The organism is Huijunlia imazamoxiresistens (assembly GCF_037132455.1).
GTDB classification, from domain to species: Bacteria; Bacteroidota; Bacteroidia; order Chitinophagales; family Chitinophagaceae; genus Flavisolibacter; species Flavisolibacter imazamoxiresistens.
On record NZ_JBBBEI010000014.1, the window covers coordinates 126697 to 152881 of the forward strand.

Genomic DNA, 26185 nt, shown 5'->3' on the forward strand with positions numbered 1-26185 from the left:
ATTCCCCATGCATGAGTGTAACCTGTTTTAAACGTATATGACAATCATATGGGTCAGGAAGACCGGGTAGTCTTTCAGCAAAGGGTATGCGTTGTTTTCGAAGGCGATGCGGGAGCAAAATTAGCCAGGGAGTGTTTCCAGGAAGGCCGGGTTAAGCGTTGAATGGTTCAACTTCATCAATAAAAAAATAATGCCATATGGCAAGTCCGGAAGGGCTTTCGGTTAGGAAAAATACGCGGGAAAAGAGGGGGGCCGTACGCCGACCGGAGGTTCGGGATTTTACCTAGCGGAACCTACATTTTACCCTCATTTTATTGGGATTCTCCGTGCGGAAACCGCAGCCGGAGGACGCTCCTCTCTCCCACCACCATCGGCATTAAAAAACCATACCAGGCCCGGTTGCTGTGGGGCTGCAACAAAAACGGCTGGCCCGGTTGTTGCCAACGGCAAGCGGGTGCTCCGGGGTACCCGCACAGGGGTCCCTGGAGCACCCGCTCCATCGGGGCTTCCGCTCCCGGCTTACCGGGTCACCGTCAGCTTACCTGTTTGCTGCCATACCTGCTGCCCGTTTTGCAGCCGTACGCGATAGTAATAAACCCCTTTCTGCAGCCCCGAGGCATCCACGACCGCCTGGCCCGCACCGGCCGGCGCCGCGGCATCGTGCAGCAGGCGCACTTCCCTGCCCAGCAGGTCGTACAGCCGGATGGACAGCCGGCCGGCGGCCGGCAGCTCGTAGCGGACCCGGGCGCTAGTCGCCACCGGGTTGGGGTAAAGCGCCAGGCGGAGGTCCTCCGGAAGCAAGGCGGCGCGCCCTTCGCTTTCTTCCGCTGGCGGCAGGGCGGTCACCGGCGCTTCGGGCGTTGGCGAATATTTGATCGTCACCATGTCGTAATCGGTGCCCTGCCCCACGCTCTGGCCGGTTACATACAGGCTGCCGTTCTGATCCAGCACCAGGGCATGGGCCTCGTCGTCGGCGCTGCCCGCCCCGTTGTAGGTGTGTACCCAGGCCTGGTCGCCCTGCGGGGTATATTGGAGGGTGATGTAGTCGAGGCGGGAGGTGTAGTTGGTGTAGCAGAAGCCGGTCACATACACGTTGCCGGCAGCGTCCACGGCCAGGGAGCGGGCCTTTTCCTCGCGGTTGGCCGGGCTGTTGTAGCGCTTCTCCCAGAGTTCGGCGCCGGCGGCACTGTACTTGAGGGTCACCAGGTCCCAGCCCGTTACGGCCGTGCCGCCGTTGCTGCTGTAGCCGGCCACATACACGTTGCCCGCCCCGTCGGCCGCCACGGCCACCGGCTGGTCCCAGCCCCAGGCAGGGCCATTGTAGCGGGCTTCCCATATCCGGGTGCCCGCGGGGCTGTATTTGACGGTGGCGTAATCGAAGCCGGAGGAAATGCCCCGGCTCAGTCCCGTCACCAGTACGTTACCGCCCGCGTCCAGGGCCAGGCCCACCGCCCGGTCGTCGCTGCCGGCGGGGCCGTTGTAGCGGGCCACCCACTGCCGCACCCCGTCCTTTGAATATTTCAGGGTCGCAAAGTCCCTGCTGGTGCCGGTGCCGGGGCTGGAGCCGGTGACGTACACGTTGCCCGCGGCGTCCACCGCCAGGGCCGCAGCCTCGTCGTAGCCGCCGTTGTCGTAAACGGCTACCCACAGCTGGGCGCCGGTCTTGTCGTATTTCACGGTAGCAAAATCGCCCAGCGACGAATCGCCCGTGGCGGTGCCCGTAACATAAACATTGCCCAGGGCATCCACGGCCAGGTCGGCCGGCCGGTCAATGTCATTGCCGCTGCCGTTGTAGCGCTTTACCCATTTCACCGATCCCCTGGTATCATATTTCAAGGTAACGAAGTCGCCAGCCGTTTCCAGGCCGTCGCTCTGGCCGGTCACGTATACATTGCCCTGGGCATCGGCGGCCACGGCCACGGCCTGGTCGTCGCCGTTGGCCGAACCGTTGTACAGGCCGCTCCAGGCCACGCTGCCGTCGGGAGCCAGCTTGATGGTGGCCAGATCCAGGCTGCCACCGCTTCCCAGGGCCTGGCCGGCCACCAGCACGGCCCCTTTGGCGTCGAGGGCCAGGTCGTAGGCCCGGTCGTCGCCGTTGCGGATACCATTATTTTTCCGCACCCATTTTTCCGATCCGTCCTTGCTGTACTTGATGGTGGTAAAGTCGGATAACGTGCCGGTCTCCACGCTTTCCCCGGTAACGTACACACTGCCGTCGCGGCCCACCGCCAGGCAGTAGGGCCGGTCGGCCTGGCCGGCGGTGCCGTTGTATTTCTTCACCCACAGCTGCAGGCCGGCGCTGTTGTATTTCAGGGTGGCGTAATCGCCGCCGTTCTCCCCCGTAATGTACACATTGGCCGCAGCGTCCACCGCGATATCGGCCGCCACGCCGCCGGCATAGGAACGCGACCATTGCTGCACTCCTTTGCCGTCGTACTTCAGGGTAACGAAGGACCCGCCCATGCCCCCGGTTACATACACATTGCCCGCAGCGTCCAGGGCCAGGCCGTTGGCCTGGCCTTTACCCGGCGCCTTGGCCACCGCCACCCAGGAGCGCTGGCCTTTGGCCGTGTATTTCAGGGTGGTAAAATTTTCTTCGGCGCTCTTGTTGCCCCCGCTGCCGGTGACGTATACGTTGCCGGAGGTGTCGAGCGCCAGGGCCGTGGCGCCTTCGAAGACGGAGCCGTTATGGATGGCCGACCACACCAGCACCCCCGTGGCATCGTACTTTAGGGTGGCTATATCCTCGGTATTGGCGCCGGGACCATTGGCCAGCGTGCGGCCGGTCACGTACACGTTGCCCGCCCGGTCGAGGGCGATGGCGGCGGCCGTGCCGTTGAATTTCGCTTCCCAGATCTTCACCCCCTGCCCGTCGTACTTGACGGTAGCGTCGGTGCCGGCCACGTACACGTTGCCCGAGGCGTCCACCGCGATGGCTTCCGCAAAGGGGCCGTCGGTAGCGGTCCACAGCTGGGCGCCGTTCCTGTCGTACTTGACCGTGGCGCTCCAGCCCGTCACATACACGTTGCCCAGTCGGTCTACCGCCAGGGCGGTAGCTTCCTCGGTAGAGTTTCCCCGCCCGCTGTACTGGCTTTGCCATCTTTTCAAACCGGACTTCGTGTATTTCACGGTGCCGTAATGGCCACCGCTGCCCCCGGTCACGTACACGTTGCCCTCCCCGTCCAGCACCAGGGCGTTGGCGCGGTCCGCGGACAGCCGGGTGGTCGCGTTGAGCCGCTTCGCCCATTCGGCGTGGACCTGACCGAACACCCAGGCGGGCGCCAGCACCAGGACAGCCATCATCCACTTCAGGTTCAGGAGTTGCGTTTTTTTCATTAGCTGACTTTTTAGGTAATAAAATGGGTTCTTTCGTTTCCAGGTTACCAGTACGGACAGGAGCTGCCCCGTAAGGCGGGGCGGTATTTTATTGTCAGGAAGTCGCTGCCGCAGCCCTTGCCGATGCTTTCGCCGGTGATGTACACCTGGCCCTTCGCGTCGAGTGCCAGGCTATGGGCATCGTCGTGACCATGGCCGGCGCCGTCGGCACGGCCCCTCCAGAGCTCGGTGCCCCCGGCATCGTAGAGCACGGTGGCAAAGTCGGCATCCCGCCCGTTATGGCTGCGGCCCGTGACATACACCCGCCCCTGCCCGTCCACGGCCAGGGCGCGGGCGCCGTCCCATTCGTTGCCCCAACCGTTGTAGCGGGCCGCCCACACCAGCCGGCCGGCGGCGTCGTATTTGAGGGTGGCGTAGTCGTCAAAAGTTTCCGGGGCCCAGCTCGAGCCCGTAACGTAGACATTCCCGGCGCCATCGACGGCCAGGGCCGTGGCCTCGTCCTGCCCGTTGCCCGGGCCGTTGTAGCGCACGGCCCACAGCTGGCGGCCGCCGGTATCGTATTTGACCGTGGCGTAGTCGCCGGTATGGTCGCTGTCGAAGGTGGTGCCCGTGACGTATACATTGCCCGCGGCGTCCAGTACCAGGGCGGCGGCGGCATCGAAGCGGGCGCCGCCATCGAAGCGGGCCACCCATTGCAGCACGCCCTCGCTGTTGTATTTGACGGTGGCAAAGTCGTAGTCGGAGCCGCCATAGCTGGTGCCGGTCACGTACACGTTGCCGCGGCCGTCCACGGCGACGGCGGCGGCTTCGTCGTAGCTGCCGCCCGGGCCGCCGTAGCGGGCCAGCCACCGTTGTTTCCCGTTGCGGTCGTACTGGATGGTGACATAATCATAATCGCTGCCGGCGGTGCAGCTGTAGCCGGTGACCACCACGCCGCCCCCGGGTGCGGCAGCCAGGGCGGTGGCGCCATCGAAGCCGTTTGCCCCGCCGTTGTAGCGCGCCACCCATCTGCGGGTACCGTCGGCCCCGTACTTTACGAGGGCATAGTCCGTAGCGCTGCCCTGTCCCAGGCTGGTGCCGGCCACATACACGTTGCCGCCGGCATCGGTGGCCAGGGCCGTGGCCTCGTCGGCGCCGCCGGCCGGCCCGTCGTAGCGGCGTTCCCAGCTGCGGCTGCCGTCGGGCCGGTATTTCACCAACAGCATGTCGTACACCGGCTGGCCGTCCACGTCCTGCTGGCGGCAGCCGGCGCCGGCCACCAGCAGGTTGCCCCAGGGGTCCAGCGCCAGGGCCACGGCTTTTTCCTCGCCGTTGCCGCTGCCGCCTTCCCGTTTGGCCCATTCTTCGCCGCCCCGGGCGTTGTATTTCAGGGTGAGGAGGTCCGGGCCGGTATCACTGCCCCAGCTTTCCCCGGAAACCAGCACATTGCCCTTGCCGTCCACGGCCAGGGCATAGGGCGCATCCCACCAGTTGGCGGTGCCGTTGTAGCGGGCCTCCCACTGCAGCACGCCCGAGGAATTGTATTGAACGGTGGCATAATCGCCGGAAAACAAGTCTTGGTCTACCCCGCTGACCCCGGTCACGGATACATTTCCCCAGGCGTCCAGTGCCAGGGCCGAGGGGATGTTGAAGCGAAAGCCCCGGGCGGCGCTATTGTAGCGGGCCGTCCAGGCCGGACGCCCGTCCGGGAGGTATTTCAGGGTCACGTATTCGGCTATGTTATTATGGTCGCGGCTCAGCCCCGTTACGTACACCGCTCCCCCGGCGTCCAGGGCCAGGGCCGTGGCCTCGTCGAAGTCGCTTTCCGGGCCATTGAAGCGGGCCACCCAGTGTTCGGTTCCGGCCGGGCCGTATTTTACGGTGGCAAAGTCGGCGAAGGTGCCTGCCCCGCGGCTGTACCCGGTAACGTAGACGTTGCCCGCCCCATCCACCGCCAGGGCGTTGGCATGGTCAAAACTGTTGGCGGTGCCGTTGTAGCGGGCCCTCCATAGCAGCCCCCCTTCCGGGCTGTATTTGAGGGTGGCGTAATCGGAGGCGCTGGAAACGCCCTCGCTGATGCCGGTGACGTACACATTACCCCGGGCATCCACGGCCAGGGCGTTGGCCCGGTCCACGTCGGCTCCCGGTCCGTCGTACAGGGCCGCCCAAAGCAGGGCGCCGCCGGCATCGTACTTCAGGGTGGCAAAATCGGAAGTAAAGTTATCGGGACGGCTTTCGCCGGCCACGTACACATTGCCCGGGGCATCGAGGCCGATGGCATAGGCATAGTCGTGGTGGTTGGCCGGGCCGTTGTAGCGGGCGGCCCAAAGGAGCGTTCCTCCAGGGGAATATTTAAGGGTAAGGATATCGGCGTTGGCACCGCCGTCGCTGATACCGGCCACGTACACGTTGCCGCGGGTGTCGGTGGTGATGGAAGTACCCTGGTCGTTGCCGTTAGCGGGCCCGTTGTATCGTTTTCGCCACAGCAGCCTGCCTTCCCGGCTGCGCTTTAGGACCACCACGTCCATCCCGCTTTCGCTGCCGCCCATGCCGCCGGTGACCAGCACGTTACCAGCGGCGTCCAGGGCCAGGGCGTTGGCGCCGTCCTGGGAAAAGTCGACCGTGGCATTGTAGCGTCGCTCCCACTCCTGCCGGAGCTGCGCCCGGCTCAGGGCGGGGAAAAGACAAACAAAACCTGCCAGTAACCAGCACAGCCTTTGGGGCATACCAAGCTTCATCGCATACAGTTTAAGAAAAGGAACAAGGGGTTTCCAGGCGCCAACGAACGCCGGCGGGTATGCAGCGGAGCAGGTTCTTGAAAGGATAAAGGGAGTGCCGGGCCAATAGGGTCACCCGGCCGGCGGGAATCAGGGTGCCCACCGCAACGTAAGGTCAGCAGGTAGCAGGTACAAGCGTATAGATTTCGTCATGGTCATGCGTTTTAGCGTGAAGAAAACAAGGCCGTCGTCATGGAGCAGGAAAGGGATTCAGCGGGGATCAGGAAGGAGCGGCTCGTGAAGGTATCTACCCGGTTCAACCGTCATTGCTACTGGCGGGCCGGGCCGTATGCTCCGGAAATAAGGAGAGCAAAAGAAGGGCCGAAAGTGGCACGTCCCTCAACAGCAAACCCCGGCGGATAGAGCGTCCACCGGGGTTTTCCGTAAAGCGGGAGGGTGTTTTTCCTTAAAGTATTTCTACATATCCCTCGGTTCCATTCACCCGGATACGCTGGCCGTCTTTGATGAGCTTTGTGGCCCCCTCCACGCCGACAACGGCCGGCAGGCCGTATTCCCGGGCGATCACGGCGCCGTGCGTCATCAGTCCGCCCACTTCGGTAACCAGGCCTTTGATGGAGACAAACAAAGGCGTCCAGCTGGGGTCGGTAAAAGCGGTTACCAGTATATCGCCGGCTTCCAGGTGGGCGTCCTCCATGTGCAGGAGCACACGGGCCCGTCCCTCAATGGTGCCGGCAGAAACCGGCAGCCCCGGAAGCGCCGCCGCCGGGAGGTTTTCCCGTTTGTAGGCACCTGTAATGATCTCGCCATCCGAGGTGAGTACCCGGGGCGGCGTCAGCTTTTCAAAGAGTTTATAGTCGTCTTTCCGTTGGCGGATGATCTGCGGCTCCAGTGTACCGGTGCGTACGGCCTCGTGGAGTTCTTCAAAACTCAAATAGAATAGCTCCTCTTTCTCCTGGAGAACACCTGCCTGCACCAGCCGTTCGGCTTCTTTCCAAAGGGCCTTTTTGTATTCGAAGTAGCGGTTCATCAGGGCGTACTTGGGATATTCCCTGTAACCGATGAATTCCCGGATCAGGCGGATCTTTTGCTGTGCCTCCGCGGCCTTTTGTTGCCCGTCCGGCAACTGCCGCAACCGGTGCAGCAGCTCCTGTTCTTTCGCCAGGGCTTCCTGCCGCCCCTGTTCGAATTTGCGTTGGCCGGCCCCCGGCTCGAAGTTTTTGATGTTGCTGAGGATCAGCGGGACCAGGGTCGAGGGCTTTTCGCTCCAGCGGGTTCGGGAAATATCGATCTCCCCGACACCGCGCATGCCGTATTGGTCCAGGTAGGCCTGGATCGCCTCCCGGGCGCTCTTACCGCCCTCCAGCCGATCCAGTTCCTCCAGAAAATTTTCATCTTTAACCTGTTCCAGGAACCGGATGACGGCCCCGTACGGACGCAGCACATCGGCTACCTGGAGCAGGTCGAGGCCCATTTGCGAGGTAATGTTGTGGGGCACCGATTGGGACAGCGTATCGGCAACGTGCGCCTCCCCCAGCCACTCTTCTATTTTTTCATTGATCCAGGTGGAAGCATGAATAGCCGCCATGATCAATCCCAGGCTGTTCGGGTCAAATAGGAGCTTTTTTAATTCCCCTACGTCCTCCTGGATAAAATCAAACAGCTCCGGTCCTGATTTCGAGCCGATCTGCCGGCGTAAGGCCGCTATGGATTCCCGGCTGCTGCTGATCAGCGCTTCCACGGGGGAGGGATCATACCCGGGGGCGGCGGAAGCTTCCGGCCCTTTATGGATTTTCAGGTGGGCCAGTTCATCCGGTGCATCGGGCAATGACGGGATAAAATCTTCCCGCTCCGTCAGGGTCAGCAGGGCATCCTTCATGAGCGGCTCGTGCTGGGCCATCAGCTCCAGGATCGTTTTTCTGCCGGCAGGGGAAGCCAGTTGTTGGGTGATATCGACAAACAACCTTCCGCCGGCGGTAGCCATGGGCCGGAGCGTGATTTTTTGGAAAAAGGAAATGCCCAGGGGCTTGATGGCGTCGGTCATCATCTGCTGGTGGCCCACCGACAGGTACACGTGATTTTGCTGATCAGGGACTTCCGGAACCGGGAACAGGGTCGTGATGGGCCGGCTTTGAAGAATGAAATAGTTATCCCCCGCAAGGCACCATTCAATGTCCTGGGGGCCACCGAAATGCGCCTCGATGGTTCTGCCCAGTTGTTCCAGCTCCACGGCCTGTTCGTCCGTCAGCGCCGGCAACTGTTGCCCTTCGGGCGGCAGGGCCTGTTCCCTGGTACCGCCTTCTTTTACCGCATAGATGGCCAGCTTCTTGGCGGCGATTTTCTTTTCCACCACCTGGCCGTTCCGCACCTTGAAATGATCGGCATTCACCCGCCCCGAAACCAGGGCCTCCCCCAGTCCGAAACCGGCATCGATAGAAATTATTTTTCGGTTACCCGTAACCGGGTCCGCCGTAAACAGGATCCCGGAAGTTTTCGGGAAAACCATCCGTTGAATGATTACGGACAGGGCTATCTGGCTGTGATCAAACCCGTTCTGCTGGCGGTAAATGACCGCCCGGTCCGTAAAGAGAGAGGCCCAGCATTGGCTGATATGCTGCAGGATTTCTTTTTTACCGGTAACGTTCAGATAAGTATCCTGCTGGCCTGCAAAGGAGGCGCCCGGCAGGTCTTCCGCCGTAGCGCTGGACCGAACGGCATAGGCTTCATCCGCACCCAGCAGTTCATGCGCTCCTGCAATGGCGACTTCGATTTCCCGCGGAATGGGGGTGTTTGCAATTTCTTTGCGGATGCGGGCACTCAGGGCGCCGATCTTTTCCCGTTCACCGGGCTGCAAATGTTTTAATTCCTCCAGCAAGTCCTTCAGCTCGAGGTTCTGTCCCGTTACTTTTTTGTATGCTTCGGTCGTCACGCAAAAACCTTCCGGCACCCGTACGCCCTCTATCCGGGACAGTTCGCCCAAATGGGCGCCCTTTCCGCCCACTTCCAAAATTTTTGTACGGTCGATCTGGGGGAAATGAAGTACGTAGGAGGCCATAGTTTTCCTTTTATTGTCGAAAGCACAAAAAACGAAAAAAGCCGGTAAAACATACATTTTACCGGCTTTTATCGTTGCATCAATCTGGGCGGAGAGAGAGGGATTCGAACCCTCGGTACAGTTGCCCGTACAACGGTTTTCGAGACCGTCCCATTCGACCGCTCTGGCATCTCTCCGAAAGGGGTGCAAATAAAAGGATTTTTTCCGGGAATATTCCAAACTTTTTCAGCGGAAGAAAGAAAAAATTTTTCCTTTCTTCCGCCAAAGCTTTTGGCGCACTAGTCCAGCAGAAACTGACCGTCGCGGTAAATAACCTTTTCCCCGCCATTGCGCAGGCGGGCCGTAACGGTGCGGTTGCTGGTGCTGATGATATCGGTATGCACCCTTGGGCAGCTGTTGTAGCCCATCTCGGCCCACTCTTCGTCCTTTACCAGGGCCATGTCGCCGGTGAACGTATCCTTGTAGGCATTTCCCAGGGCGATGTGGGTGTTGCCGTGGGCGCCGCCCATATTTTCATCGAACAGGGTCGTGGCCATGAATTTCGTGATCCGCGAATGGCGCCGGTCCGTCAGCGAAAACTCCCCCACCTTGTCGGCATTTTCCTGGGCGATCATTTCCTTCAGCGCCTCTTCGTTCTCCGTAGCCGAGGAGGCAACCACCAGGCCGTCCGCAAACGTCAGGGAAACACCGGCAATGCGTTTGCCGGAATAATACAGGGGCTGGTTGAACCGGATGGTGCCGTTGGTGCCCCTCCAGTCCGGCGAAGTGAAGATCTCGAAGGAGGGAATGTTCTTGCCGCCCCCGCTCAGCCACTTGCGGTGGGCGCCGATCCGCACCTGCAGGTCCACGTCCGCACCTTTTAAGTGCAGGGTTTCTATTTCGAGGGCATCCAGCTTATCCTTGATGGCTTCGATCTCCTGCTGCACCGACCGCCATTTCGCTACCGGGTCGTCTTCCCGCAGGTAGCAGGCTTCAATAATCTGTTCCCAGTACTCCTCCAGGCTCAGGCCGGCTTCTGCCGCCATCGAGGGCGTGCCGTACAGGCAAAGCGACCACGACAGCTTACCTTCCTGCTCCTTGCGCTCCCGCATCTTCATATAGGGCGCCCGGGCGCTGTTCATCAGGCTGATCTTCGAGGCGGGCAGCCCTTCGAGGTAATGCACGTCCGGCTCCGAAATAATGAACAGGATGTGATCGGTGGCCTCCACGATTCCTTTCCAGTAGGGCTGGGCAAAAAAGCGGATCTGCTCGTCGGAGCCGTTTTCCAGCAGGTAGCGGGGCAGGCTGGTGTCCCGCACATTATCCGGCTGGTAGTGGGAGATCAGGTTGCCCCCGGCGGCATAAACCTCCCGGGCAATCGCCACGAACAGGTCTTTGGCGCACTCCTGCCCTACCAGGAAAACCGTATCGCCTTTGTTCATTCCCTTTCCGTTATTCAATGCATATTGCACCATTACCTGGGCATATTTCTTCAACAGGTTGTCGTCGAGCTTTACCATAGTGTGCGCAATATAAGGCAAACGGCGGTAGTCCGGAACGCCCTTCCGGGCCCTTTTTATTAAGCCCGGCATTAAGTGCCGCAAAACAAAAGCAATCATTACCTTGTGGTGAAACAAGTCCCCTGATATGAACGCATCCCCCAAAAACCAACTTTATTCGATTGTCATTATCGGCATACTCTTTTTCGTGTTTGGTTTTGTCACCTGGCTGAACGGAACGCTGATCCCTTTTCTCAAACTGGCCTGCCAGCTGGAGAACGACATCCAGGCGTTTTTCGTAACCTTCGCCTTTTACATGGCCTATTTTTTCCTGGCGCTGCCCTCTTCAGTTATTTTGAAAAAAACCGGTTTTAAGAACGGCATGGCCCTGGGGCTGGTGGTCATGGCCATCGGCTCGCTGATCTTTATCCCGGCCGCCAATGCCCGCAGCTTCGGCCTGTTCCTGACCGGCCTGTTCGTCCAGGGCACCGGCCTGGCGCTGCTGCAAACGGCCAGCAATCCCTACATCAGCATCCTGGGACCGATTGAAAGCGCCGCCCGCCGCATCAGCATCATGGGCATCTGCAATAAGATCGCGGGCATTATCAGCCCGATCGTGCTGGGGGCGCTGGTGCTGAAAGGCGCCAGCACGCTACAGGAGCAGCTGGCAGCGGCTGCCGGCCCGGAGGCCAGGGAAGCGCTGCTGCAGCAACTGGCCACCCGGGTGATCCCGCCTTATATGGTGATGGCGGTGGTGTTGGTGCTGCTGGCCCTGATGATCAAGCGCTCCTCCCTGCCGGAAATAGAAATGGAAAAAGAAGAAACCGCCAAGGCTTCCGGCGCCGGCAAAACCAGCATCCTCCAGTTCCCCCACCTGGTGCTGGGCGTGCTCTGCCTGTTTTTGTACGTGGGTGTGGAAGTAATGGCGGGCGACGCCATCGGGGCATATGGCAGGGAACTGGGCATGCCGCTCGAGGAAACGCGGTACTTTACCTCCTTTACGCTGGTAGCCATGCTGGCGGGCTATGTGGGGGGCATTTTCACCATTCCCCGCTACCTGTCGCAGCAAACGGCGCTGGCCATTTCCGCCGTGCTGGGCGTGCTGTTCAGCCTGGGAGTGTTCCTGAGCGAGGGGTATACCGCCATCACCTTTATTGCCCTGCTGGGATTGGCCAATGCCCTGATGTGGCCCGCCATTTTCCCGCTGGCCATCAGCGGCCTGGGCCGATTTACCAAGACCGGTTCCGCCCTGCTGATCATGGGCATCGCCGGCGGCGCCCTGCTGCCCCTGCTGTACACGACCCTGAAGGACAAGGGCATTTTTTCCAACCACCTGTCCTTCCTGCTGTGCATGCTGCCCTCCTACCTGTATATCCTGTTTTATGCCGTCAAAGGCCATACGGCCGGCAAAACGGCCGTCCCCACGGCCAAGCAACCGCAGATGGCCTAGGAAATTCTTTTACCAAAAAACGCCTGTAAGCTCCCGGCTTACAGGCGTTTTTTTATGCTGTAGCGAATATCAACTTCAAAAATTTTTATATCCCTTTGTTTCCCTTCCGGTCCTTGACCCGGATAATGTTTGTAAAGAATGCCACCGGCGCCACCGCCGCAAACATTCCAAAACAATGCGGCCAAAACCCTGTGCCTTCCGCCTGTTCCAATGTGTCTCCATAGCCAAGACGGCAAACCACACCAGTTGTTTGTCGTCTTTTTCCTGTATAGCCCCCATCACCGGACGCCGCCTACCGGATTACCGTTAGCCAGCCGCTAAATTGCCAGGCCCTGTGGCCCCCATCCAGGACCACTTTGTAGGAATACATCCCTTTTTCCAGCCGGGAAACCTCCAGCTCCCGGCTCCAGGCGCCCCCGGTTACCGTTTCCCGAATCGCTATCCCCACCTCCCGGCCCTGGATATCGTACAGGCGGATGGAAAGCTGTCCGCCGGCAGGCAGCTCGCAGCGGAGGCGCACGGTTGTCGTAGCCGGGTTGGGCGCCGGCGTCACGGTCAGGCGGGCCGCTCCTGCCGTGCTCCTTTCGGCAGGGACCGTTGCACGGCCGGTAAGGGAGGCAGCGGCGGGCGTATATTTGACGGTGAGGTAATCCGCTTCCGTGCCGTTGCCCCAGCTCTTGCCGGTTACCAGCACCGCCCCGGTCCCGTCCACCGCTACGGCCAGCCCGGCATCATAATCATTGCCCGTGCCGTTCAGCCGGTCGGTCCACTGGGCTACCCCGGCGGCGTTGTATTTGACGGTAGCGAAGTCCAGGTTGCCCCGGTCCCCCGCGGCCGTCCAGCTTTGGCCGGTCACGTAAACGTTGCCCCCCGCGTCCAGGGCCAGGGCATAGGCATTATCGGGCCCGTCGCCGGGGCCGTTGTACTGGGCCGCCCATTGCAGCACGCCGTCCTTGTTGTATTGGACGGTATGGTAATTTTCCGTTTCCGTATCGGTCCCGGTCACGTGCACCTGGCCGCGGTCGTCCACCGCCAGGGCATGGGCGGCACCCCGGGGACCATCGGCCGCCCACAGCAGCTGTCCGCCCGGGCTGTATTTCAGCGTAAGGTACTGGTTCCCGGATTGGCCGGCCACGCAGGCATTTCCTTCCCGGTCCAGCACCAGGGCCTCGGGCTCCGCAGAAATGCCGGCCGCCTGTTGATAACGCCCGGCCCATAGCTGCCTGCCGGACGCACTGTACTTGAGGGTGATGATGGCCGAACCGTCGGTACCGGAGGTGCTGTGGCCGGTAACGAACACATTGCCCGCCCCGTCCACGGCCAGGGCGGTGGGGACATCGAAGCCATAGGGCGTGCCCCCGTTGTTGTACAGGGCCAGCCATTGCTGCACCCCGTCGCGGTTGTATTTAATGGTCACCAGGTCGTAAGAAGCCACCACCCCGCCGTAGCTGCGACCGGTAACGTACACGTTGCCCTGGCCGTCCACCGCCAGGGCCTGGGCCTGGTCCCCGTCGCTGGCGGGCCCGTTGTAGCGCCGGGTCCACTTGACCGCCCCGCTTTTGTCGTACTTGACCGTGGCAAAGTCATCGCCGGTGCCGCTGCCCGGGCTTTCCCCGGTCACATATACATTACCCTGGCCGTCCACGGCCACGGCCGTTGCCCGGTCGTCGCCGTTCCCCGGGCCGTTGTAGTTCTTTACCCAGGCCCGGCTGCCGTCCCTGTTGAACTTTATGGTGCTGTAATCATGGGCCGCCTGGCCGGTGACATACACGTTGCCGGCCCCGTCCGTCACCTGGGCGGAAGGGATATCGGCCACCCGGGCGGTGACGGCGGCATACCGTTTGGTCCATTGGGCCGTACCGTTTTTGTCGTACTTGATGGTGAGGTAATCCTCCAGCGAGCCCTGGCTTTCGCCGGTCACCAGCAGGTTGCCCCAGGGGTCCAGTGCCAGGGCGCAGGCGTGGTCCACCCCGCCCCCGTTAAACGTTTTGGCCCACAGCTGCACCCCGGCCGGGCTGTATTTTACGGTCCGGAAATCCTCCGGCCGCTGGTCGATGAGCAAGGCGTTCCCGGCCCCGTCCACCAGGAGGCGGGTACCGCCCTCCGCCGCTACCCACGCCTGCTGCCCGTTGCCCGTATACTTCACGGTAGCGCTCCCCGTCACCCATACGTTGCCCGCGCCGTCCACGGCCAGGTCGGTGGGGTTGTCCCAGCCATTGTCGGCATTGTTGTACCGCGCCGCCCAGAGCTGATGGCCGGAAGCACTGTATTTGATCGTGGCATAATCGTAAGAGGTGCCCCCCTCCCCGGTATTGCCGTTAAAGCTGGCGCCCGTCACGTACACGTTGCCCGAACCGTCCACGGCCAGGGCCTCCGCGCCGCCGCCGCCCTCCACGGGACCGCTATAGGTCTTTCGCCAGAGCACGGTTCCCGCCGCGCTGTACTGGGTGGTGACAAAGGCATTGCCCGCATCCGTATAGCAGCGCCCGGTCACAATTACGTTGCCCGTGGCGTCCAGGGCGATGTCCTCCGCCTCGCCGGAAAGGGAGGCGTCCACCCATTGCTGTACGCCGCTGGTGTTGTACCGGATCACCGTCAGCACGGCCCGGTCGTCGCGGTCATGGGTTTTCCCGGCCACGTACACGTTGCCCGCCCGGTCCACGGCCAGCGCATTGGCCCGTTCGGTGCCGTCATCGTCGCCGGGACCGTTATAGACCGCCACCCATTTCTGGGCGCCGTCCTTGTCGTATTTGATAGTGGCCAGGGCGTCATTGTCATTGCCATAAGCCGCCTTGCCGGTTACGTACACGTTGCCCGAACCATCCACGGCAATGGCTTCGGCCCGGTCCTCGTCGCGGAAGGGACCGTCGTAATACCGCGTCCATTTGACGCTGCCGTCCGGCCCGTACTTCAGGGTGAAATAGTCCTTTTCGCTTTCCCCCGTAAGGAACACATTCCCGGAGGCATCCACCGCCAGGGCCCTGGGCCGGTCGACGGAAAGGTTGCTGGTCGTGCTGTACCGCTTTACCCAGCTGCGGCTCAACTGGCCGTAGCCCAGGGCGGGAAGCAGCCAAAAAAGCACCAGCAGCGGGTGCGGAAAGAGGCGTATACCTTTTTTCATAACCAATGATTTACAGGTGAACCAATGGATGCAGGTTCCATAAGTGCAGGTAAAAGGGAGGTGTTCAAGGGGAACAGAAGGCGGCCCCTTTCAGGGGCGGCACTCCTGGGAGTATATCCGCAACCAGGTGCAGTTGTTACCGGGTAAGGGCCTAAAAAAGATAAACCCCTGTAGAAACAGGGGTCGCAACCAAAACTAACTGCTTATGAGACCACAAAAATAAGACGATCCGGCATTTGGCCAAACAATTTACTGTTTAAACATTGAGTTTTAACATTCTGGTGATGGCGCCCCTCGGAGCAGGAAGCAACCGCCCGCCGGATTTGGGCGGGAAAGCCCGGCAGGTGGTGCCCGGAACGATGTCCCATTCAAAATTCCTTCAGATTCAACCAGTAGGTTTACAAATCTGTTCTATTAGTCATTCATCGGTCTCCTGTTTCCACAGGGGACTTTTGTTGAGCGTAAGGGGCGGCAACGGGAGGCTAGTAAATTCGGTTTAAAAAGCCTGCGGGAAACGGCAGGGCCTTTTCGCGGATATTTGTATTTTAGTCCCTACAGCTATGACAAACGTTTCCTTGCCCTTACTTGCCTTTGCGCTCTCGCTCCTCCAGGCCCTTACCCCCTTTACTGCCCGGGCGCAGAAAAAAGGCGCGGATACCGTAGCCGGTTTTCCCGTCAACTACGACGAAGCCCTGGTAGAGACCTATACCCTTCCGGACCCGCTCCTGTTGCCTGGTGGAAAAAAGGTAACCGATGCCCGGACCTGGAACACGGTGCGCCGGCCGGAGCTGGTAAAACTGTTTGAAGAGCAGCAGTTCGGCAAAATGCCGCCCCGGCCCGCGGACCTGCGCTTTCGCGTATTCGATACCGGCACCCCGGCTTTCGGGGGAAAAGCCCTCCGCAAGCAGGTGACGGTGTATTTTACCCAGGACACGACGCAGCATAAGATGGACCTGCTGCTGTACCTGCCGGCAACGGCAAAAAAGCCTTCCCCGGTCCTGCTGCTCCTTAATTTTTCCGCCAACAGCACTTCCGTGGAGGACCCCGGCGTGAAGGCCGGCGAGGTGTGGACGCGGGAGGGCAAGAAAATCCCGGCGGCCGCCTCCCGGTCCTTTGGGAAGATGAACGTGGACACCTTTCTGGCGAACGGCATCGGCGTGGCCATGGTGTATTACGGCGATATCGAACCCGACTTTAAGGACGGGTATCGTTACGGCATCCGGGGCCATTACCTGAAGCCGGGACAGGAGCGGCCGGGACCCGATGAATGGGGGGCTATTTCCGCCTGGGCCTGGGGCCTGAGCCGCGCCATGGATTACCTGGAGACCGACCGGCAGGTGGATGCGGGGCGCGTAGCCCTCCAGGGCACGTCGCGGCTGGGAAAGACCGTGCTGTGGGCGGGAGCGCACGACCCCCGGTTCAAGCTGGTGATCGCCAGCTGCTCGGGCGAAGGAGGCGCCGCCCTCAGCCGGCGCAATTACGGCGAGAGCATCAACCACATGACGGACACCTCGCGCTACTATTACCAGTTTGCGCCCAACCGGCACCAATATGCTTCCCATCCCCAACTGGCGCCGGTAGACGCCCATATGCTGGTGGCCCTGATGGCGCCCCGCCCCCTGCTGCTGCAGACCGGCGATACCGACTACTGGTCGGACCCGAAGGGAGAGCTGCTGGCCGCGGCGGCAGCCGAACCGGTCTACCGGCTGTTTGGAAAAAAGGGCCCGGGCACCACCGAAATGCCCCCGGCCGGCGCCACCACCCTATTCAATACCCTGGGCTATTATTTGCATGCCGGCGGCCACGGCACCATCCCTTCCGACTGGCCGGTATTCCTTAGCTACCTCAAAAAACATTTATAACCCGCGCCCCTGCATTCCCCGCAGGATCCCGGGATGTACCCGATATACCGGCCCTTACAAAAAGGTTAACAAAAGCGGAGCCGTAAAATCCGGCCTGAAAGGTCTATTTTTGCGCCCCATGATCATCCCCGGAATCAATAACCCACTCCCCCCTCCCGCTGCTGTCTAAGCAGAGCGGCCCGGCCACATAGATGCCGTATACGTCCCGTTGATGGGTGTATATGGTTTGTACCGGCACGCCCTTATTGATGCTTCTCCCCTGTTTCCTTTTCTTAAAAACTTGAATTTCCGAGATGAAAAAGTCATTTCTTCTCCTGCATCTATCTGTTTTATTAGCCGGGCTGACCGGAATTTTCGGCAAATTGATTTCCCTGAATGAAGTGGTCCTGGTTTGGTTCCGTGTTTGTCTTTCCTTTTTGCTGTTGTGGGCGGGACTAAAAACAACCGGCCGGTTGCTGCAATATACCGGAAGGGAGCGCTTGCGCCTGGCCTGCTCCGGTCTACTTCCCGCTTTGCACTGGATCTTTTTTTACGGCAGCATCAAGTACGCCAACGTCAGTGTGGGGGTGGTCTGCTATTGCCTGACCGCCTTCTTTACCGCCATCCTGGGCCCGATGCTGGGACGGAAAAAGCTGTCCTTTTTTGAATTGCTCCTCAGCCTGGTTACAGTGGCGGGTGTCGGGCTCATCTTTCATTTTGACACGTCCTTCCGACTGGGCATTCTGCTGGGCATCGTTTCTTCGCTTTTTGCCTCGTTTTATTTCCTGACGAATGAGGTGCTGGTGAAGCAATATGATACCGGCATGTTGAATTATTTCCAGATGCTGGGAGCAACCGTGGGCATCGGCATCTTCCTGCCCTTTTACCTAAACCTGTTTCCCGGTGCGCGCTTTATACCCACCGCTGCGGATGCGGGTTACCTGTTGGTGCTGGCCCTGGTGTGTACCGTGGGCATGAATGCGCTGATCGCCGAGGCGTTGAAAAAGCTTTCCGCCTTTACGGTCAATCTGTGCATGAACCTGGAGCCGGTGTACAGCATCATCCTGGCCATCCTGTTCCTAAACGAAAGCCAGGTGCTGCATACCTCCTTCTATGCCGGACTTTCGCTGATCATCTTGTCGGTGGCCCTTCAAATGCTGTCGCCCGTGGTATTGCGCTATAAACGCAGCCAGCGGGTCTAACCTTTCCAGGGAACCACGCCTGAAATAAAAAGGCCTTGATAATCAAAATGATTATCAAGGCCTTCGTTCCTTATCGCATGAGCATTACCTCCAGCGGGGATCGCCAATACCCTTGGTATAAATGGGATGGTTGAGCACTTCCGGGGTATTCTTGAAGCGCAGGCCGTTCACGTTGTACAGATGCGCGTTCACATCCCAGTTGGCACCTATTTTTTTGCCTTTCGGATAGGGGTCGACCATCAGGTTTTCCGGGGCAATGGGTGTGGGACCGGTGATTACTTTTGTGGCTTCCAAGCCACCGACATTCAAGGTTCCGCCGTTAAACCCGGCGCCCCTGCTGTTATGGCTGAACGGCTGGTTGTTAAAGATCTCCGCGGACGAATAGTAGGTAACGGCATTGTTGGCCGATTTCGCCGAGGTGGCATAGTTATCGGCTATGTCGAAACTCAAACCCGGACGATAGGTCCTGAAATCCATCCCGCTTTGAAAGAATTGCCTTTCGTCACCGGCCGCTTTCACAGAGATAAAGAGGTTCTTCTTGATCGTGTATTTGCTGTTGGCCGGGGGATTCTGGTGCTGGATGAGGAAGCGGCCGTTGGATACGGAAAACGCATTCAGGAAGGTATTGTTCTCAATAGTTACGCGCCAAACCACACTGGGCGCCCAGGCTAAATTCGCATTTTCACGCAAAAGCTGGTCCCAGCTGATCCCGATGAAGGAGTTATTCTTAATAACCACGTTATTGAAGATGTTCGTTCTTTCCGACTTGGCGTCTCCCGTGATGAACGGATAGCCGCGGCCATTGACGTCATACATCCCGTCATCATGAAAAAGGCAGTTATCGACAATGATATTTTCAATTACCTGTCGGTTGGTACCCTGCGTCCGGAACCAGCTCCGTACCATACCCTGGAAATTACAGTTGCGTGCCTCCAACTTGGAGCAGGTGAACGGCATGGAAGCAGAGTGCTGGTTGATAAAATAGTTACCGTTAATGGCCTTACCCGTTACGGATTGATTGAAGAAGTTCACTGCAAGCGGCACTTCGAAGCTGATATCGTCGAAGATCACATCACCCACGGTTATACTGCCGATTTCGCCGGCCATAGCCGGGCGTCCGAGCTGGAAGTTATTGGCATTGCTACCTGTATTGGTGGCATTATAGCCAAGTCCCATATAAACGATGGCCTTTTGACCCGGAATGCTGGATTTTAAGGTCAACCCTTTTGCTAAAACCACCCCGGAGGCTAAATAGTATTTTTTGCCCGATTCCAGCAGGAATACCGTTCCTTCGGCCTTGGTATTATCAAACAGGAAATTATTCAGGATCGTATCCAGGCGGGACGCATCATATTGCTTCGCCCAGGAAGCGGTGTCCACGGAATGCTTGACCAGGATCGGGGCGCCTACCTGGCCCCTCATACGCACCATGCTGGTATTGTACAACCGGTCCCAATAGCGCGCAACCTTATTGTTCAGCCCGTTCACCACATATAAGGCATTGGAGCTTAAACCGGTAACGTCTACGTATCCGTTGGCCAGGTCGGCTTCGGTCAGCTTGATCGTTTGCGAAGGCAGATCCCGGTTCACGGAAGCCGGCTGGACCAGGATCTGATCGATGATAAACCGGTCATTCGCATATTGAAAGCCGGGGTTCAAAACGGTGGTATCCTTATTATATACGGTCAGGTCAAACCACACCCGCATGCTGGTTTCCGTTACATTGGAGACAGACACCACATCGGGAACGCCCCTGCGCTCTCCCGTTTCCCATTCCGCGCGTTCATCGTTATGACCAGAATCGCCCACTCCATACCATTTGGAATGGTAGCCCTCACCCTTGGGCGACAGGGTTTGAATGGCAAAGTTATGCTTGGTGGAATACTGCAGGTCCGGCTTTACAATTTTCAGCACCTCGGGCCCTACAATAGTGTCCCAGAGAATATCCGCCGGGTTATCCCAGGAACCGGATTGCACCTTCATTTTGAGGTGATAGCCGGCGGCACCATCGATGCCGTTCCATACCAGGTACATATCATTGGTATTGATTACCCGGCTGGCCTTCGGATCGCCGGAGATGCCGGTATTAGCCTGCTGACGGAACATCGCCATAAACATCCGGTTTTGTTCTTCGTCGTTGGGCTCTTCTATGAGGTTTTTTTTACAGGCATTGAGGCCCATCGCCAGAACGCCCGCCAAAAGTATGTTCAGTATTAAAATTCTAGTTTTCATGTTTCAATGTTTTAATACACTATTAATTGTAGCCATATTGGTTCTTATAGGCGCCGTTGCTCATTAAAATAGCCTGGTTGGGGAACGGCAGTATATAACGCACCGGGGGCAGGTTATTCGGATCCATTCCTTCCCAGTTGGCGGCGGGCCCGCCTTTGACAAAACCACGCCAGGAATAAAGGATCTGGTTATTGGGAATGGAAAGATCTACGTTGTACCAGTTGTATAAAGTGGCCATCTCCCATCCGGTACCCGGATGCACCGCGGATTCCCATGGATTGTAAAATTGAATGATGGGCAGCGTGTTGTTCGGATAAATGTCTTTATTGCCCGGATTGGGAACACGTTTGTAATACTTGTTAACAGGAAGATTCTGGTATTTGTCGGACCCGTCCATGTAGTCGCTCCCGGCTATGGAAGCTACAATCAGGTATTCCTTAAACGCATTGTACGCTACTTTAGAATAAAGATTCCACCGCACCAGGTCTTTCCAGCGAATGTTTTCACCGCCAAATTCCCACTTACGCTCCTCCACTATGGCGTTAAAAAACGATTCCCTGGAGGCTTTTACCGTGTTGATATAGCTTTCCACTTTTTGCGGATGGTCTGCAGTTGCAAACGCTCTTCTGCGTACCTGCCTGAACGCCTCGATCGCCTTGGCGCCATGGGCCCCGCCTACACCATCTTCCACCTCGTTCACGGCCTCCGCATACATCAGCAGGATATCGGCATAACGCATGTAGGGCAGGTTGATACCCGTGCTTCCGGTACTTTGATTTCCTAAAGCCTTTCCGGGATCGGCCCATAGTTTCGACCATTTATTATTGTACAGGCTGTAGTCCACCAGCACCTGCGGCTGGCCATCGGCGCTATAGTTCCAGAAACCAACGGTATAGTCCTTCCGGATATCACTGCGGTCGAAGGTATAATGGTAAAAAGCATTCAGCCGCATGCCGCCGTTGATAGTACCCCAAACGTGGTTGGTGGTCCCATCGGTGCCGCTGACGGCCCCGCCGGTAACGTAACCGACGTTGCCGCTCGAATTCCTCAGGAACGGGATCTCGAAAATGGGATCATCATTGTTGCTGACCACGTTGTTGGTCTCATCGATGAATACATTTCTATAGGATTTACCGAGGTTATGCTTTCCGGAGGAAATAGCCGAATCGGCATACTGCATGGCAATGGTGTAATATTCCTTGTAGTCCGGCATCCGTTTCATGGTGCCTTTGCCGCCACCTTCCGGGTACAAAGCGTATCCACCCCTGGTCAGGGCCATGCGGGCGATCATGCCAAAGCAAAATTCCTTGGAGGCCCGCTCTACGCCGTAGGGCATCTCATTGGCATATTTCATACCGGCCGCCGCCTCTTTCAGATCGTCAATCAGGAAACGGAGGATCTCGTTGCGGTTGGTAACGGGGATCACAAAATTCGATCCCAGGTCCATAGCCGGTTTGGTGTTAAAGGGGACGTCGCCAAACATGACCACCAGGTCATGGTAAAACATAGCCCTTAACACTCTGGCTTCACCCAGCTGCTGCGTAAGATCCTTGTCATCCTTATTAAAAACAGGGCTGTTCTGGATGCCCTTGATGAAAATATTGGCGCGCTCAATGCCTTCATATTGCTTGTTCCAGAACCGCAGGATGGAAGGAGCATGGGGTGCGCCGTCAAAAGCCCGGAAATCTTCCCCGTTTACGTTCGTTAATTCCGCGGAGAAGGCGGTGAACTCGACATCATTGTTTAAGGCAAAGGTGCTGAAATAGGCATTGCCATACGTATCGTTGCTCATCATAGAGGCATATACGGAAGTCAACACGCGGTTGATCTCATCTTTGTTTCCGAAGACATAATCGGATTCGTATTTCGAATCGGAGCTAACGTCCAGGAAGCCCTTTTTACAGGAAGAAAAGGATATTAATAGGGTGCTGAGAATAATAAAACTTTTTCTCATCTTAAATATAATTTGTACTGTAATGAGTAAATAGTGAGATTAGAAAGTGATATTAAAACCTGCCACGAAATTCCGGCTGCGCGGATAGCGGTTATAGTCCACGCCGGGGGTCAGTCCGGTTTGCACATCTACTTCCGGATCATATCCCGTGTATTTCGTCAATAAGAACAGGTTGTAACCACTGGCGAACACCCGCAGGCTGCTGATTTTCATGCGGTCGGTCGTTGTTTTCGGCAGCCTGTAGCCCAGGGTAAGGTCCTGCAAACGCAGGAAGGATCCATCTTCGATAAAGTACGAGTGGGTTACGTTCTTGCCGATATCAACCGGGTTGAAGATCGTCGCATTGGCATTGACCTCCTGGTACAGCGCCGTATAACGGGCATCGCTCAGCATCCGGTCGCCGGTGGCATCATCCGCATAGCGCCAACGGTTACTGGCATTGAATTCGGGAAGCACATTGAAGTAGTTGTTGGCATTGCTGATGAAGGAAGACAGGGTATAACGGGTGGCGTTGTTGACGTCAAATCCATACATGAAAAACAGGTTGGCCGACATATCGAAATTACCCCAGCCGCCGGCCAGGTTGAATCCGCCGCTGAATTTCGGGTTGGTATTGCCTATAACTACTTTGTCCAGGTCATTTACCACATTGTTTTCGTCCTTATCATCCACAAAGTTTTTGAATTTAGGCCGGCCCGGCTGCGTACCGAAAAGGGCGTTATTATTTACCGTTCCGGGTTTTGCCACCCAGTTGAGGCCCTGCAGGTCAAATTCATCGAACCGGTAAATGCCGTCATATACATATCCATAGATAAGTCCCAACTGGCCGCCCACCCGGAGCATGTAGTCACTTTCGGAAGACTTCCAGCGGGGAGAGGTCATCCAAAGCTCCGTCTCGGTACCATTCAGCTTGTCGATACGTGTTTTGTTGATGCCGAGGGTAAACGTGGTATTAAAGAAAGCGTTCTGCTTTTTGATAATCTGGGCATTTACCGTAAGGTCGAAGCCCCGGTTGGTTACCTGCCCGATGTTCTGCATCTGTTGCTGGTATCCCGTGGTAGTGGGAATATTGCTGATGTACAGCAGGTCGGTGGTGGTATTCTGGTAGATTTCAGGGGTTATGGTCAGGCGATCTTTGAACATACCGATATCGAAAGCCAGGTTACGGGTGAGCGTGGTTTCCCATTTAATATCAGGATTCGGAAGTGTCGTGCCGCCTGTGTTTACATAATACTCGAAGCCGGTTTCACTGGCTTCTCCCCAGCCGGGTCCGCCCGAAGTATTGATTTCATACTGGTAGCGCCACATATCGTCCGTAATGCGGTTATTGCCGGATTTACCCAGCGCGGCCCGTAATTTAAGCTGCGAAAACATCTTTTGACCCGCCATGAAATCTTCGTTCGTCAGCACCCAGCCGCCTGAAATGGCCGGGAAGTGCCCCCAGCGCTTTTCAGGTGCAAACTTTGTAGAGCCGTCGGCCCGGTAGGTAAGGGAAAGCAAATACTTGCGCTCGAAATTATAGTTTGCCTGTGCGAAGTACGAGGACAACCTTTCCGGAGAACTGATGGAGGAGGTAGCTCTCCAGGGAGTGCCCAGGCCCAGGTTCCGGATCGCCCTTTTCGGCTCTACCGCTTTGGGAAAATAACGGGAACTGTTGGTGGTGGTGAACTGTACGCTGCTGTTCAGCTCCTGTCCTGCCAGGAAAGAATAGTTATGCTTGTCTATTGCTCCCTTGTATTCCAGGGTGTTGGTCCATCCATACCGGTTCCGGCGCTGGGTGGAAAGCTCGGCAACAGGCAGGCGGTTATTGGCGACCGCTGTTTGCGTCAAATCACCCCAAAAGCGGTCGGTATAGTTGAATCCCATGTACTGGGTACCCAATGAACGGAAGGTGACTCCGGGCATAATCGTCCAGTCAATGGAAGCCTGGTTGGTAAATTCGTAGCGGTTCCCCCTCAGGTAGTTTTGATTGATGTCGCCCTTCGGATTGGTATATTCAAAATAGCGTTCATCGTCCGGATTGATGTCCTCCACAGGAATATGTGAAAATTCGCGAAGACCATTGGTAGGCCGGTAACGCAGCACATTGATGATACCGCCGCTGCCCACGGCATCGGCACCTGCGCCCCTGTCCTGGCGATAGGTAAAGCGGGGATTGATCAGTATCTTCACTTTCTTGGAGAGATCCGCGCTCAATTTTGTATTCACGTTTGTCCGCGAAACCCCCGATCCGATAAGTACGCCTTTATCTTCGTTGTGGGTGATACTGGTATTGAACTTCAAGGTCTGTGTCCCGCCGTTCAGGGTAAGATTGTACATCTGGCTCATAGGCGTGCCGCCCAGGATCTCATTCTGCCAATCATTTCCCTCGAATCGTTTATATAAATCGAAATCGGCCGGGTTCCCGAAGTTGCCGCGGAATTTCTGGCGGTCGGAATTACTGCCCACTACGGATTCATATTGAACCTTTACGAATTCATAGGGGGTCATCAGCTGTATTTTGCGGGCAAGGGTCCTGAATTGCGTGTTATGGTTGAAATTAACGTTCAACTTGCCGCCCTGGGCACGCTTGGTAGTGACCACCACCACCCCGTTGCCGCCGCGGGCGCCGTAAATGGCGGTCAGGGAAGCATCCTTGAGGATGTCGATATTCAGGATATCTGTGGGAGGTATATCATTGATATTATCCACGGGAAACCCGTCCACGATAAAAAGCGGAGCGTTGCTTTGTGTTACGGAGGTACCGCCACGGATACGAATGTTCACTTCCGCACCCGGTGCGCCATCCGCCATGGTTACCTGTACACCGGCGGCTTTACCCTGCAAAGCCTCCGCTACCGAAGAAACGGGAACACGTGCCAGGGTCTGTCCCGAAACGGAGGATACGGAGCCGGTAAGGTCCTTTATGGCCTTGGCCGACCCATACCCGATCACCACAACGTCTTCACCCGAAACAAAATTTTTTACCAGGGGAACCACCATTCCTTCCGTCGCCTGGATGGTTTGCGAGGTATAACCGGAGTAGGAGAAAATAAGCTTTACATTGTTTCCGTCAGCAACATTGATGGAAAACTTACCTGCTGAATCGGTCCGCACCTTCAAACTTGCATTTGCCACAGCAACGGTTACGCCAGCAAGCGGGGCCTTGTCATCATCCAGGACTTTACCGGATATTTTTTTTGTCTGCGCTGAGGCATGCAGACTGAAAAGGACAATTGAGGTTGTCCATAGCATTTTCATCATATGGCTTTACTTTAAATTGAAAATTCTAAAATTTAACAATTACTGCAATCGATTGTGATACTACACATTTTTTAAGCAGGGCATGCTGGTGGAGGGTGGATTTATTTACGCAATCGTTGCCGGCTGGCAGGTATGGGTATCACCGCACGTCAGATCATGCAGCGGCCCCCCTCCCGGAGGTTACCCGAAATGAGTGCGCAAGGCTGTTGCCGGATTGCCCGAGGCGGGACTACCCGGTTTTAGCCGAATCATCGCATCTTCCGCATTTGTTGGAGGAGTATTAAAGACGCCCTGGAGGCCTGTTTGTTAAGAGGTTGTAAGGAAACGCAGTTCGGGGTTTGGCAAAGAGTTGGTCAAAAATTCTCATATAAGCAATCGGTTTAAAGCATAGCATTCAGGAGGAGCGTTCATTACCAAGGGCTTATGAAACCATTCCTGCCTTTAAGGGGTTAAAGTTAAGATTTAAAGCTTTTTCTGTAACAGATTACAGAACAATTTATTTCGCGGAACCCAAAATGCCCGGAGGACCTGTTTTTTGGGGAGAGGGACCCAAAATAAA

11 protein-coding genes and 1 tRNA gene are annotated in these 26185 nt (G+C 57.5%); 3 read left to right on the forward strand and 9 right to left on the reverse strand.

Going from position 1 to position 26185, the window contains the following annotated elements:
• Positions 1–519 precede the first annotated feature (519 nt).
• From V9K67_RS17285 to V9K67_RS17305, 5 genes are all read right to left on the reverse strand, one after another.
• The gene (locus V9K67_RS17285; protein ID WP_336724523.1) at positions 520–3336 is read right to left on the reverse strand and encodes an SBBP repeat-containing protein; all 2817 of its coding nucleotides are present in this window, start codon (positions 3334–3336) and stop codon (positions 520–522) included.
• 44 nt (positions 3337–3380) lie between these two features.
• Complete coding sequence (locus tag V9K67_RS17290; RefSeq protein ID WP_336724525.1) at positions 3381–6053, reverse strand: SBBP repeat-containing protein; 2673 nt, start codon at positions 6051–6053, stop codon at positions 3381–3383.
• A gap of 445 nt (positions 6054–6498) precedes the next feature.
• Positions 6499–9105, reverse strand: a complete 2607-nt coding sequence (ppsA, locus tag V9K67_RS17295) for a phosphoenolpyruvate synthase (RefSeq protein WP_336724527.1) — start codon at positions 9103–9105, stop codon at positions 6499–6501.
• Positions 9106–9194: 89 nt separating this feature from the next.
• Positions 9195–9281: transfer RNA gene (locus V9K67_RS17300), tRNA-Ser, on the reverse strand.
• Positions 9282–9383: 102 nt separating this feature from the next.
• A complete protein-coding gene (locus tag V9K67_RS17305) occupies positions 9384–10604 on the reverse strand; it encodes an aminopeptidase (RefSeq protein WP_336724530.1) in 1221 nt (406 codons plus the stop codon).
• A gap of 127 nt (positions 10605–10731) precedes the next feature.
• Here V9K67_RS17305 and V9K67_RS17310 point away from each other — a divergent pair, with 127 nt between their 5' ends.
• Complete coding sequence (locus V9K67_RS17310; RefSeq protein ID WP_336724531.1) at positions 10732–12033, forward strand: sugar MFS transporter; 1302 nt, start codon at positions 10732–10734, stop codon at positions 12031–12033.
• A gap of 292 nt (positions 12034–12325) precedes the next feature.
• On the opposite strand, the gene V9K67_RS17315 is transcribed toward V9K67_RS17310, so the two are convergent.
• Complete coding sequence (locus tag V9K67_RS17315) at positions 12326–15154, reverse strand: SBBP repeat-containing protein (protein ID WP_336724532.1); 2829 nt, start codon at positions 15152–15154, stop codon at positions 12326–12328.
• 560 nt (positions 15155–15714) lie between these two features.
• Here V9K67_RS17315 and V9K67_RS17320 point away from each other — a divergent pair.
• Positions 15715–17016, forward strand: coding sequence for an alpha/beta hydrolase family protein (locus V9K67_RS17320; protein WP_336724534.1), 1302 nt, complete (start codon positions 15715–15717; stop codon positions 17014–17016).
• Positions 17017–17309: 293 nt separating this feature from the next.
• A complete protein-coding gene (locus tag V9K67_RS17325) occupies positions 17310–18197 on the forward strand; it encodes a DMT family transporter (protein ID WP_336724537.1) in 888 nt (295 codons plus the stop codon).
• Between the two features lie 84 nt (positions 18198–18281).
• Here V9K67_RS17325 and V9K67_RS17330 read toward each other — a convergent pair whose 3' ends face one another.
• Genes V9K67_RS17330 through V9K67_RS17340 form a run of 3 tightly spaced genes read right to left on the reverse strand, consistent with a single transcriptional unit; the run spans position 18282 to position 25626 of the window.
• Entirely contained in the window at positions 18282–20429 is a 2148-nt protein-coding gene (locus V9K67_RS17330) for a hypothetical protein (protein WP_336724539.1), read from the reverse strand.
• 22 nt (positions 20430–20451) lie between these two features.
• A complete protein-coding gene (locus tag V9K67_RS17335) occupies positions 20452–22383 on the reverse strand; it encodes a RagB/SusD family nutrient uptake outer membrane protein (RefSeq protein WP_336724540.1) in 1932 nt (643 codons plus the stop codon).
• Positions 22384–22422: 39 nt separating this feature from the next.
• Complete coding sequence (locus tag V9K67_RS17340; protein ID WP_336724542.1) at positions 22423–25626, reverse strand: SusC/RagA family TonB-linked outer membrane protein; 3204 nt, start codon at positions 25624–25626, stop codon at positions 22423–22425.
• Between the last annotated feature and the right edge of the window lie 559 nt (positions 25627–26185).

Coding starts and splice junctions, on each gene's coding strand:
- ppsA (WP_336724527.1), bottom strand. CDS start 9,105: ATGGCCTCCTACGTACTTCATTTCCCCCAGATCGACCGTACAAAAATT.
- V9K67_RS17330 (WP_336724539.1), bottom strand. CDS start 20,429: ATGAAAACTAGAATTTTAATACTGAACATACTTTTGGCGGGCGTTCTG.
- V9K67_RS17315 (WP_336724532.1), bottom strand. CDS start 15,154: ATGAAAAAAGGTATACGCCTCTTTCCGCACCCGCTGCTGGTGCTTTTT.
- V9K67_RS17305 (WP_336724530.1), bottom strand. CDS start 10,604: ATGGTAAAGCTCGACGACAACCTGTTGAAGAAATATGCCCAGGTAATG.
- V9K67_RS17285 (WP_336724523.1), bottom strand. CDS start 3,336: ATGAAAAAAACGCAACTCCTGAACCTGAAGTGGATGATGGCTGTCCTG.
- V9K67_RS17290 (WP_336724525.1), bottom strand. CDS start 6,053: ATGAAGCTTGGTATGCCCCAAAGGCTGTGCTGGTTACTGGCAGGTTTT.
- V9K67_RS17340 (WP_336724542.1), bottom strand. CDS start 25,626: ATGATGAAAATGCTATGGACAACCTCAATTGTCCTTTTCAGTCTGCAT.
- V9K67_RS17320 (WP_336724534.1), top strand. CDS start 15,715: ATGACAAACGTTTCCTTGCCCTTACTTGCCTTTGCGCTCTCGCTCCTC.
- V9K67_RS17335 (WP_336724540.1), bottom strand. CDS start 22,383: ATGAGAAAAAGTTTTATTATTCTCAGCACCCTATTAATATCCTTTTCT.
- V9K67_RS17310 (WP_336724531.1), top strand. CDS start 10,732: ATGAACGCATCCCCCAAAAACCAACTTTATTCGATTGTCATTATCGGC.
- V9K67_RS17325 (WP_336724537.1), top strand. CDS start 17,310: ATGAAAAAGTCATTTCTTCTCCTGCATCTATCTGTTTTATTAGCCGGG.